The organism is Candidatus Limnocylindrus sp. (genome assembly GCF_040397215.1).
Taxonomy (GTDB): Bacteria; Chloroflexota; Limnocylindria; order Limnocylindrales; family Limnocylindraceae; genus Limnocylindrus.
In genome coordinates, this window is sequence record NZ_JBBAWK010000023.1 from 1 (window position 1) to 10,120 (window position 10,120).

The following is a 10,120-nucleotide window of genomic DNA, read 5'->3' on the forward strand; positions in this document are numbered from 1 at the left end:
GACTTCCGCGACAAGATCGTGGGGCGCCAGATCATGACCCCGCTCGACCTTGAGCGCACCATCGGCCTCACCGAGGGAAACATCTTTCAGGGCGAGATCCTGGTGCAGCAGATGGCCTTCAACCGACCGGTGAGCGGTTGGTCCCGCTATAAGACTCCGATCCGCGACTACTGGCTCGCCAGCTCCTCGGCCCACCCGGGCGGCGGCATCATGGGGGCCCCTGGCCGACTTGCCGCTCTCGAGATCTTGAAGAGCAAGCGAGGGGAGGCGTAATGGCCCCCAAGAAGTCCGCACCGAAGGCTGCGCCGAAAACGCTGAAGCCAAAAGCCACGGCCAAAGCCGAACTGCCTCCGAAAGTGCAGAAGGCGCCGCGCGCCGCAAAGCCCGCCGCCACCGCCGACGTGGTGGTGATCGGCGGCGGACATAACGGACTCGTTGCCGCCGCTTACTTGGCGCGCGCTGGCGTGAAAACCATTCTGGTTGAAGCGCGCACCGAACTCGGCGGCATGGCGCTTACCGGCGATGTCGATGGCGTGCGCGCCCCAATGCTCTCGCATACCGTGGGTCGCTTCCGACCGCGCGTCGCCCGCGACCTCGGCCTGCAAGGCAAGGTGAAGCTCGTCGAGCCTGAGGCACGCAACTTTGCGCCGCATCCAACCAACGGCACCTCCATCACCCTCTGGCGCGACGCCAAGCGCACCGCTGCCGAACTCGCTACACGAGTCAATGGTGAAAAAACAGCCGCCGGCTACCTGAAGCTTGACGGCCGCATGCGCCGCGTCGGCGCCTACTTTGAGAAGGTGCTCGACGGCATCCCGCCCGATCTCGACGGCGGCAAGTCGGTCGCCGAGCTGCTCGCAGGCTTCGCCTTCCGCGCGCCGTTCACTGGCCTCGAAGAGGGCGACGGCCGCGAGATCCTGCGCATGCTGCCAATGTCCGCCTCGGACCTTGTCAACGAGTACATCAACGACGAACATCTTGAAGCGCTGATCTCGTGGCGCGGCTCGCGCTACAACGCCAGCGGGCCAATCTCGCCAGGCACCGGCGCCACACTCCTCTTCGACAGCATCACGGGCGACGGCGCCGACGGCGGCGCCTCGGGCGAAACAGTTGTAGCGATCGGCGGCCCAGGTGCACTGATCAGTGCGATCGCTGATGCAGCGCGCGGCTTCGGTGCCGAGATTCGTACCGGCGCACAGGTCACCGCGATCACCGAGCGCGACGGTCGCGTCACGGGCGTGGCGCTAGCGAGCGGCGAAGAGATCATTGCGCCGTATGTGCTCTCGACTCTTGACCCGAAGAGCACGCTACTCAATCTGTTGGGCGTGGAGGCTACCGGCCCTGAGCTGCGCCGCCGTCTGCGCGCCACGCGCAACACGGGCGTCACCGCCAAGCTGAACATTCTGCTCGACCAGCTTCCAGCCTTCCCGAGTGCCGGATCTGCCGCCGAGCAAGAGGTACGCCTGCGTGGCCGCATCACCATCCTCAGCGACATCTTGGGGGTTGAGCGCGCGTTTGATTCCAGCAAGTATGGCGAGATGAGCGAGGTGCCTGTGGTTGAGGCGATGATTCCAACGCTGATCGACCCGAGCCTCACCAACGACAAGCGCCACCTGTTGAGCGCCGTGGTGCAGTACGCGCCGGTCGACCTGAAGGGCGGATGGACCGCCGACGCGCGCAAGACGCTCGCCGATCGCGCCGTTGCGGTGCTCGAATCTGTCGCACCAGGAATCAGCGGCCACATCGTGGCGCGCCAACTCATCACGCCCGCCGACCTGCAGAGCGACTGGGGCGCAACAGGCGGGCACGCCATGCATGTAAATGAGGGCTTTGACCAGTTTGCGCAGTGGCGCCCGCTCTACGGCATCGGCCGCTACGAGACGCCGATTGATGGCCTCTTCCTCTCTGGCGCGGGCACGCATCCGGGTGGTGGCGTCACGGGCGCCCCAGGAGCGAATGCCGCCGAGAAGCTGATCCGCCACCTGCGTCGCGCTGCGGAGTAGTCAGTCACCGATTCTAATAAAGGCTCACAAGTATCTGCGTGGTGCATGTGCGAACATAGCGATATGGCAGCCACCTCTGCACCCAACGACCTGATTACAGCCGACGGCGGCCTGCAGCCCGATTCCTTCCCGCTCGTCAACTGGCGTACCGATGTTAGGCATGAGCCGAAGCAGGAGCGGTCGATTGCTACGCGAAGGCTCATCCTCGACGCAGCGCGCACCCTCGCAAACGAGAACGGCATCAGCGGCGTCACCATGCAGCTCGTTTCGCAGCGTGCCGGTATTGCGAGCGGCACTGCCTACCAGTTCTTCGATGATCTGGAGTGCGTATACCGCGATATCTATGAGGAGTGGTACCGCGACTGGTGGAGCGTCATCCTTATGCACACGAGCGAATTATGGACCGAGCGATGGGAGGAGCAGCTGAAGGGCCTGATTTTAGGCAGCTGCAACTTCTTGCTTAAGCATGCCGATGCATGGCCGGTCATTCGCCATGTAGACGCCACTGCCGAAGGGCGAGTTGCCGCACCACTGATGCTCGCCGCCCAGATTGATCGCACCATTCGCTCTTCGTCTCCTTACCTTGCGGCTTCAGGACTCTCGGGCGAAGAGATTGCCTTCATCAGCCGAGCCAATGTCTACACCGCACGAGGCCACCACATCTTTGCGGCGCTCGTATCGTCAGCGCTCAGCGATGTTGTTGAGGGCTCATTCGCCGCACAGCGCGCAATAATCGTCGAATACCTGCGGCGATACAAGTCAGCGTAGTTGACAGCGCACCAATAATAAGAGGCATGCTCACAGTACGTGGTGCGCTAACAGGGCAATTCGAAAGTCATTCAAATAATACGTGAGCGTCCGTGCGGTAATGCAATGGTACGCACATGCCTACTAAAACCCGTCTCGCCAAGGGGAAGATCGTCAGCGCACCCGATGGCGCCCTTCCACCTGCGCCGTTCCCTCTCGCCACCTGGGCCGGCGGTCAACGACGGATCCCGAGGCAGGCTCGTTCGCTGCGCACGCGTGGCGTGATCCTGGAATCGGCGCGTGAGCTCGCCAACAGCAAGGGGGTGGGCAGCGTGACCATGCAGATGGTCGCTGCGAAGGCGAAGATCGCAGCCGGCACCGCCTACCAATTCTTCGATGACCGTGACGCCATCTTCTTCGACCTCTACGAAACCTGGGCCGGTGCCTGGTGGACGAGTGTGATGAGTTCCACCTCCCAACCCTGGACCGCCGCAACCTGGTCCGACGAGCTCGATGAGGTGGTGGAGACTGGCTGCAAGTTCCACCTCAAGCAGAGGGAGATGTGGGAGGTGATTCGCTACGTGGAGTCGACGAAGGTCGGCCGCGAAGGTATGCGCCTACTGTTTGAGGCTAACGTTGAGCGCTGCGTCCAGTGGGTAACTCCGTACCTGAAGAGCGTAGGCATGACCGCTGCCGAGATTCGCCTCCTCTCCATCTCGATCTTGCGCACCGCACGTGGGCATCACATGTACGGGCCGATTGAGAGCACCTCGCTGCGTGAGGTCATTCGTGGCTCACAAGAGGCGCAGCGCGCCATCGTTGAGATGAAGTTGCGCATTTTGGGGAAGAGGAGCGGCCTAAGCGGTGCCGCAACTCGAACGAAGTCGGTCTAGCGGCTCCGCCGCGCTGCCAAGAAGAGCAGCACCCCAACGACCGCGAGCGAGGCCCGCTCCGCGGATCCGCCACCACCGCCAACGAAATACCCAGCAATTCCTGCGCCGTAGAGGAGCACCGTATCGATGATCAGTCGCTTCGGGTGCGCCAGTCGCGAGCCAGCGACCAGCAGACTCCCCGCAGCAATCAATGCGAAGGTTGGGTGTAGCCGACCTGGCACGCTAACAACCTGCCAGCCCGGATCGGTGGGAAAGACAACGAGGCCAACGATTCCCACTGCCGCAACGATCAGTGCGCGTGTGATGCCTCGTCGACCCTTCACCCCCCAACTCCGAGCGAGGAGCAGCAATGTAACGGCCAAGATCGCGCCAACTCCAAGGTGAAAGAGCCACGAGGCCTTGCCAATGGCGTGCTCTGATGCGGCGTAGATACGCGCATCAAGCGTTTGATCAAGGAAGTCGCAGCCAAGGATTGCTCCGGCGCCGAAGAGCACCAGTCGCTCGGCGGTTCGGCCGTGCACAAGCCGCCGAATCACAGTGCCCCCGTGCCGATCAAGAGACCACCAGCTACAAGGCTCCACCCCACCACTAGGTGGAGTCGATCACTGCTCATGGCCGCAAGAAGCCGGCGCCCAACGAGGGCACCGAGGATCGCGCCGAATGTCGCGGCGATGATTGCCTCGCGAATCGCTCCGTCGGCAAGGATGCTCGAGATACTCCCCGCCGTGCCATAGACGACCAGACGAGTCAGGTCGATGGCGATTGCGGCGAGAGCTCCCGTTGCGGCAAAGCCGAGTGGGGTGAGGCCGGCGCGAATGAGCACCGTGCTTCGGATCGCCCCCTGGTTCCCCGAGAGGCCGCCGAAGAATCCTGAGGCAAGTGCCCCGGCACTAATCCCCACCGAGCTCATGCCCGCCGTCTCAGCCCCGCGGCGCAGCTCATAGAGCGAGAGCACGGCGATCGTGACGCCGACCACCAGCTTGACCGCCGTGATCGACTTCGTGAGGCCGAATAGCGAATACGAGGTAATGACTGGTACGGCGCCAAGCAGCTCAAGGAGGAGCGCGCCAGCGATGCCGCCGAGAATCGCCCACGGAACGAACTGCAGGGCGATGGCCCGGTTGATGTGTGCCCGGAAGATCACCACCTTGATGGCGCTGACGATCAGGTGCACCAGCGCCACCGCCGCAATGGCCAACGGGAGGGGGAAGAGCACGGCAAATGCGGGCACGAGCACCGTGTTGAGCCCAAAGCCCGATACGATCGTGATCGCTGAGGCGCCGGCCCCAAGAAGAGCGAGGAGGAGGAGTTCCATGCGCGCATCGTAGCCCGAAGGCGGCATAATCGCCCCATGAACCTGGCAGCACCAACCGACCGTTTTCAGCGAACCCACCCGGCGCGATGGGCGGCGATCGACTTTGAGACGACCGGAATTTGGAGCCGCGATCCCACTACCGGCGTGATTGAGGCGGCCGCCGTGATCTATGAGGGGTCGCGCGAGGTGAGCACCTGGTCGACCCTGGTCTACCCAGAGACGCCCATCTCAGAATTCATCATCAACCTCACCAAGATCACCCCCGAGATGATCGATGTCGCAGGCGTCGATCGCGGCGTGGCACGACAGCAGATGACCGATGCCCTCCAGGGAGTTGAGCTGGTCGTGGCTCACAACATGGAATTCGACCGCAACGGCCTGCGCTGGCTCGGCGTCTTCGTTCCGCCCTCTAAGCAGTACTGCACCATGCTGAGCCTGGTTCCCGAGACCGAGAAGTGGCCGAAGCTGAGCGAGGCGGCGAGCGAGCTCGGCGTTCAGGTCGAGGGGCAGCCGCACCGAGCCGAGACCGACGCCCGCACCGCCGGACGCATCTTCATTGAGATGGTCCGACTCGGCTTTTAGGCCCCAAAAGGCCGTGCCATTCTGTTGGCACAGGTGGCAGGTACGGTGTGCAGGTGATGGGTCCGCGAAGGCGCTGCCAATCGCCGACCCTATTGCGGAAGGAGTCCCAATGCGACCTACCCCTAGCCGAGTCCGCGCCGATGTTCCCAACGAAGAGCCAAAGGAGCGTGGCCGCCTCATGAGCGTCTATGTGGCAGGTGAGACCGCCTACTGCGCCTGGGGCTACCCCAGCGAGCGCCTGCTGATCACCGCCGCCCCCATGAGCGCCGAGATCGCCGATCTCATCAACAAGCTCGAGGCCCGCACCCCCGTCTTCCTCGAAGAGGCGGCAACCGAGTCGGAGGAGATCGATTTCGCCGCCTCGTTCGGGCGATACCTGCCACCAGGAACGCCGCGATCACGGCCCCTCGAACCGGCAACACCGCCATCGCTCCCCAAGGCACTGATCAACATCCTCAAGAACCGCACGGCGAAGCGCCGGAGGATCTCATGAGCAAGACGCTGCACAAAGGTTCAACCTGTCCGATCTGTACAAAGGCAAAACTCGTACCGATTGTGTACGGCCTTCCTGGTGTGGAGTTGCGGCGAGACTCTGAGATGGGCCTCGTCTCTCTCGGCGGCTGCGTCGTAACGGGCAGCGACCCGGAGCTTGAGTGCCTCGGCTGCGAGGCGAAGCTCATGCGTGACGGTGAGTGGGTACTGATCAGTGAGGGATAGTCAGCCGAACGATCGACAGCGCCTCATCGGCGGGCTGCTTGGAGTAATCGTGGGCGATGCGATCGGTGTGCCGTGGGAGTTCCAACCAGCGAACACCGCGCCGCGACCAACGCCCGCTGCGGGATTCAAATCTTTCCAGCAGCCACCAGGAACCTGGTCTGACGACGGCTCCATGACACTTGCACTGCTCGAGTCGCTCCTTGAAGTTGGCTGGGATCTCGAAGATCAGGGCCGGCGCTTCTTGGCCTGGTTTGACGATGCGCAGTACACCGCGACCGGCGTCTGCTTCGACTCGGGCATCGCCACCACGGCGGCACTTGATCGCATTCGTGCCGGTACCCCTGCGGCACGCGCCGGGAGCGACGGCGACCGGGCGCAGTCGAACGGCGGTCTGATGCGCATCCTGCCAGTGGCGCTGATGGGTCGCGACCTAAGCGACGCAGATCTGGTTGCTCGCGCCGAGGCGGCAACCGCAGTCACCCACGCCCATCCGCGCGTCGTGGTGGCCTCAGCCATCTACGTTCTCGTGGCACGGGCGCTGCTGCGCGGTGAGGCGCCGCGCCGGGCGATCGACTGGGCGGTGGCAACGCTGGGCGACCTCTACGCCAGCACCCCCGAGAGGCGAGAGTTGATCGCCAGCTGCCTGGTGCACAAGGATGGGCTCGGACAGGCATACGTGGCGGATAGCCTCCTTAGCGCCCTCACGGCACTCGAGCAGGGGAGCAGCTTCCGCGACGTTGTCGAACTAGCCATCTCATACGGGCACGACACCGATACAACCACCGCGATTGCCGGTGGGCTCGCCGGCATTCAGTACGGTGCCGCCGCTATTCCCGAAGAGTGGATGGTGGCGATGCGCGCCGCTCCGGGCTGGTTCATCGTCGACACGTTGGCGCACCAGCTTGGTGATCGCGGGTAACGAATTGGAGTAATCAGCAATTAAATAAGAGACCCCGCACCTTGCGGTGCGGGGCCTCTTGCGTTCTAACGAACGTCGCGTGTCGCGCGCGAACGCGCGATGCGATTCGGCTTACTTGCCGAAGATGCTCCAGCCGGTACCAGCGGCAGGAGTCGCAACAGCAGCCTTAGGAGCTGCCTTCTTCGACTTCTTCGCCTTCTTGGCCTTCTTCGCCTTAGGAGCTGCCTTTGGAGCAGCCTTCTTGGCGGCCTTCTTTGCGGTCTTCTTGGCAACCTTCTTCACTGCCTTCTTGGCGGCCTTTGGAGCAGCCTTCTTTGCAGCCTTCTTGGCAACCTTCTTCACCGTCTTCTTCGCGGCCTTTGGAGCAGCCTTGACGGCCTTCGCGACCTTCTTGGCAACCTTCTTCACGGCCTTCTTCGCAGCCTTCTTCGGGGCGGCAGGAACGACGGCGGCGACGGCGGCAACTGCAGCCTTCTTCGCGACCTTCTTCTTCTTGGCAACTGCCATGTGTTTCACCTCATTAAACTCCCCAGGCGTTGGTCGCCCGGACGACCTATAGCGTGCCAGACTCGCGCGCATTTGTGAAGCGGTCGTCGCACGTAGTGGTTCAGCGGCGGCGCAGGGCTAGGCGGCGGGAGTCGTTGGGGCGTCGGGTTGGCGCGGTGGCAGGTGGATCCCCGCCAACATGCAACGGACCGAGCCCCCCGATCGCTCGATGGTCGGGATGCCGATCGCCAGAATGTGGGCCGAGGTTTCAATGGCGGCGATCTGGTCGGAACGGAGGGCGGCGAGGGCGCGCGATGAGAGGACGAAGAGGTGTCCGCGGCTGCCACTCAGCTCCAGTCCGTTCCCTGCAAACTCGGCGACCTGACCCTGATCGATCTCGATCATGTCGCGCCCGGCCTCGCCCAATCGGGCGGCAATTCGTGCTCGTTCGGCGGGGTCGGGGATGTTGTTGAGCCCCGCCACAATGAAGTTAGTGGCGATGGTGAGGACGACATTGGTGTGGTAAATCGGCTGCCCCGCCTGGTCAACGGTGTCGAACACTTCGGCGCTGTAGCCCATCGCCTCGCACCACTGGTCAAGGACCGCCTCGCTCGCTCGGCCCGATCGCGCCATGTAGGCGATGCGATGTACATGGTCGAGCACCAGGGCGCCGGTCCCCTCGAGGTAGCGCCCCTCCAGCTCAACGGGGCTCAGGTCGAGCACCTGCGAAACGTCGTAGCGCTCGCGGAGCCCCTCCACCACATCGTTGCGGCGTTCGCGGCGGCGGCTGGGGGTCGCCATCGGGTAGAGCGCCACCCGCCCATCGTCGTGAGTCGAGATCCAGTTGTTGGGGAAGACCGAGTCGGGGGTGTCGATCCCCTCCCGATCCTCGAACATGAGCACCGCGACACCTTCGCCGCGGAGGGCAGTGGCAACGGCGGCCACCTCAATTTGGGCCTGCGCGGCGACCGACTGTCGCTCTGCAACGTCGGTAACGCCCGCCGACTGGAAGGCGTTGTCGGCGGCCGTCTCTGGATTCGGCTGGAAGGTTCGCGGTCGAACCATCAGCACCGCGCTCGGCGCCTGCGATTGGGCATGCGCAATTGGGGCAGCACTGGCACGACGCAGGATCTGCTCGCGGGCGATGAGTCGGTCGCGCAGCCGCTGCACCACCAGCAGACTGAGTGCGATCCCTGCCGCGCGCATGGCGACGTCATGAATGTCGATGCGGAATGGGGGCGTGATGCCAGACATGTTGGCCAGCGCCTGGTTCGATTCAATGCCGACGCCAATGAGTATCAAGGTATACAAGGAAGCGTTGCGCAGATTGCGTGAGAAGACCACCGAAATGAACAGCATGGAGGTCACACCGATCATCAGCTGGTCGGGGATCCAGGTGGTAGTCAGAAGTGCGCTGTCAAACTGTAGGAGCGGAATGAGGCGAATCACCTCACCTCCAACGGCGGCACGCGTATAGCCGGTGACGGAGAAGGCGTTGGTTACGTAGAGAACTGCCATGAGCCCACCTGCCGCGGCGATGCGAACCTCTTGTCGGTCGCGAAGTGCGACGAAGCGGGGAAGCACCACGAACGGAGTGAGGAGTGCCGCGATCGGCACGAGCAGTATCCAGACGGCGAGCGTTGCACCCATAGAGATGCAGGATAGCGACTCGTTCGGCTACCTCACCCTACGCGCTCCCTGCGTCCGAGCCTTCCCGCAATGAGTGGGGCGATCCGCTCGGCCACGAGATTCGCCACCTCACCGGTGCGCTCGAGGCGCCCCTCTATAAGGAGGAGCGATGCGCCGCGCACGGCATCGCGCATGCGCGGCCAGTCGTTGTTACGAATGGTGACGTTGGCGATGCCAGTTTCATCTTCGATCGCCAAGAAGACGGTGCCGTGCGCGGTGGGCGGGCGCTGGCGGCTCAGCAGCAGGCCAGCGATGCGGGCGTGGCCGGGCGGCTGATGGCGCAGGGCTGCGACCGTCAACGTGCCCGTGGCGGTGAGGCGCTCACGCCAGAGCTCGATCGGCTGCAGCTTTGGGTCGGCACCAACGAGGCCGTGCGCATCGCTCAGTGCCTCGATGGCACTCACGGGGGTGAGCTCGCTCGGCGCGGCGACGGTAGGGAGCGGGAGTGCCGCCCCCGCCTCGGCCGCCTGCCAGAGCAGGTCGCGACGCGGCACGCCGAAGGTGTCACAGGCGCCGGCGCGAATCAGGCGCTCCAACGCACTCAGCGGCAGCGCGGTGCGCTGCGCGAAATCATCGAGGCTGAGAAACAACCCGCCGCGTTCTCGCTCCGCCACTAGCCGACGCGCGGTAGCGCTGCCCACGCCGCGCACCATGTTCAGCCCCAGTCGCACCGCCGCGGCCCGCGCGCGCTGCGATCCAGCGATCGCGCGTTCAGCATCGGTCGGCGTGACGATGAACGGATCAACGGTGATCGGCTGCAGGTCGCCAA

12 protein-coding genes and 1 pseudogene are annotated in these 10,120 nt (G+C 64.0%); 8 read left to right on the forward strand and 5 right to left on the reverse strand.

The genetic code is table 11. The annotated features are described in order from the left end of the window. From AC3LCN_RS05340 to AC3LCN_RS05355, 4 genes and pseudogenes are all read left to right on the forward strand, one after another. A pseudogene (locus AC3LCN_RS05340) lies at nt 1-273 on the forward strand (amine oxidase); the annotation flags it as partial. Continuing rightward, the gene (locus tag AC3LCN_RS05345) at nt 273-2,003 is read left to right on the forward strand and encodes a phytoene desaturase family protein (protein WP_488649038.1); all 1,731 of its coding nucleotides are present in this window, start codon (nt 273-275) and stop codon (nt 2,001-2,003) included. The pseudogene AC3LCN_RS05340 and the gene AC3LCN_RS05345, both read left to right, overlap by 1 nt. Nucleotides 2,004-2,066: 63 nt before the next feature. Continuing rightward, nucleotides 2,067-2,771 (forward strand): TetR/AcrR family transcriptional regulator, encoded by a 705-nt coding sequence (locus tag AC3LCN_RS05350; RefSeq protein WP_488649039.1) that lies wholly within the window; start codon nt 2,067-2,069, stop codon nt 2,769-2,771. A gap of 116 nt (nt 2,772-2,887) precedes the next feature. Beyond that, on the forward strand, nt 2,888-3,643 hold the full coding sequence (locus AC3LCN_RS05355) for a TetR/AcrR family transcriptional regulator (RefSeq protein WP_488649040.1): 756 nt from the start codon (nt 2,888-2,890) through the stop codon (nt 3,641-3,643). Here AC3LCN_RS05355 and AC3LCN_RS05360 read toward each other — a convergent pair. Both AC3LCN_RS05360 and AC3LCN_RS05365 read right to left on the reverse strand, forming a co-directional pair. Then, nucleotides 3,640-4,179 carry a DUF998 domain-containing protein gene (locus tag AC3LCN_RS05360; protein ID WP_488649041.1) on the reverse strand — a complete coding sequence of 180 codons (540 nt, stop codon included), beginning with the start codon at nt 4,177-4,179 and terminating at the stop codon, nt 3,640-3,642. The genes AC3LCN_RS05355 and AC3LCN_RS05360 overlap by 4 nt on opposite strands. Then, nucleotides 4,176-4,958 carry a TSUP family transporter gene (locus AC3LCN_RS05365; RefSeq protein WP_488649042.1) on the reverse strand — a complete coding sequence of 261 codons (783 nt, stop codon included), beginning with the start codon at nt 4,956-4,958 and terminating at the stop codon, nt 4,176-4,178. The genes AC3LCN_RS05360 and AC3LCN_RS05365 overlap by 4 nt, the downstream gene beginning before the upstream one ends. A 36-nt stretch (nt 4,959-4,994) precedes the next feature. On the opposite strand from AC3LCN_RS05365, the gene AC3LCN_RS05370 reads away from it, so the two are divergent. The 4 genes from AC3LCN_RS05370 (at nt 4,995) to AC3LCN_RS05385 (ending at nt 7,176) form a co-directional block, all read left to right on the forward strand. Next, on the forward strand, nt 4,995-5,540 hold the full coding sequence (locus AC3LCN_RS05370) for a 3'-5' exonuclease (RefSeq protein WP_488649043.1): 546 nt from the start codon (nt 4,995-4,997) through the stop codon (nt 5,538-5,540). Between the two features lie 109 nt (nt 5,541-5,649). Then, nucleotides 5,650-6,033, forward strand: coding sequence for a hypothetical protein (locus AC3LCN_RS05375; RefSeq protein WP_488649044.1), 384 nt, complete (start codon nt 5,650-5,652; stop codon nt 6,031-6,033). Further along, nucleotides 6,030-6,257 carry a hypothetical protein gene (locus AC3LCN_RS05380; RefSeq protein WP_488649045.1) on the forward strand — a complete coding sequence of 76 codons (228 nt, stop codon included), beginning with the start codon at nt 6,030-6,032 and terminating at the stop codon, nt 6,255-6,257. The genes AC3LCN_RS05375 and AC3LCN_RS05380 overlap by 4 nt, the downstream gene beginning before the upstream one ends. Next, complete coding sequence (locus tag AC3LCN_RS05385) at nt 6,247-7,176, forward strand: ADP-ribosylglycohydrolase family protein (protein WP_488649046.1); 930 nt, start codon at nt 6,247-6,249, stop codon at nt 7,174-7,176. The genes AC3LCN_RS05380 and AC3LCN_RS05385 overlap by 11 nt, the downstream gene beginning before the upstream one ends. Nucleotides 7,177-7,287: 111 nt before the next feature. Here the strand turns inward: AC3LCN_RS05385 and AC3LCN_RS05390 are convergent, their stop codons facing one another. The 3 genes from AC3LCN_RS05390 to AC3LCN_RS05400 form a co-directional block, all read right to left on the reverse strand. Then, entirely contained in the window at nt 7,288-7,683 is a 396-nt protein-coding gene (locus tag AC3LCN_RS05390) for a hypothetical protein (protein ID WP_488649047.1), read from the reverse strand. Between the two features lie 117 nt (nt 7,684-7,800). Next, complete coding sequence (gene ctlX / locus AC3LCN_RS05395) at nt 7,801-9,312, reverse strand: citrulline utilization hydrolase CtlX (protein ID WP_488649048.1); 1,512 nt, start codon at nt 9,310-9,312, stop codon at nt 7,801-7,803. A 32-nt stretch (nt 9,313-9,344) separates the two neighbouring features. Beyond that, on the reverse strand, nt 9,345-10,120 hold a 776-nt coding region (locus AC3LCN_RS05400), incomplete at its 5' end, for a helix-hairpin-helix domain-containing protein (protein WP_488649049.1).

Coding starts and splice junctions, on each gene's coding strand:
- AC3LCN_RS05365 (WP_488649042.1), bottom strand. CDS start 4,958: ATGGAACTCCTCCTCCTCGCTCTTCTTGGGGCCGGCGCCTCAGCGATC.
- AC3LCN_RS05355 (WP_488649040.1), top strand. CDS start 2,888: ATGCCTACTAAAACCCGTCTCGCCAAGGGGAAGATCGTCAGCGCACCC.
- AC3LCN_RS05375 (WP_488649044.1), top strand. CDS start 5,650: ATGCGACCTACCCCTAGCCGAGTCCGCGCCGATGTTCCCAACGAAGAG.
- AC3LCN_RS05345 (WP_488649038.1), top strand. CDS start 273: ATGGCCCCCAAGAAGTCCGCACCGAAGGCTGCGCCGAAAACGCTGAAG.
- AC3LCN_RS05370 (WP_488649043.1), top strand. CDS start 4,995: ATGAACCTGGCAGCACCAACCGACCGTTTTCAGCGAACCCACCCGGCG.
- AC3LCN_RS05350 (WP_488649039.1), top strand. CDS start 2,067: ATGGCAGCCACCTCTGCACCCAACGACCTGATTACAGCCGACGGCGGC.
- ctlX (WP_488649048.1), bottom strand. CDS start 9,312: ATGGGTGCAACGCTCGCCGTCTGGATACTGCTCGTGCCGATCGCGGCA.
- AC3LCN_RS05380 (WP_488649045.1), top strand. CDS start 6,030: ATGAGCAAGACGCTGCACAAAGGTTCAACCTGTCCGATCTGTACAAAG.
- AC3LCN_RS05390 (WP_488649047.1), bottom strand. CDS start 7,683: ATGGCAGTTGCCAAGAAGAAGAAGGTCGCGAAGAAGGCTGCAGTTGCC.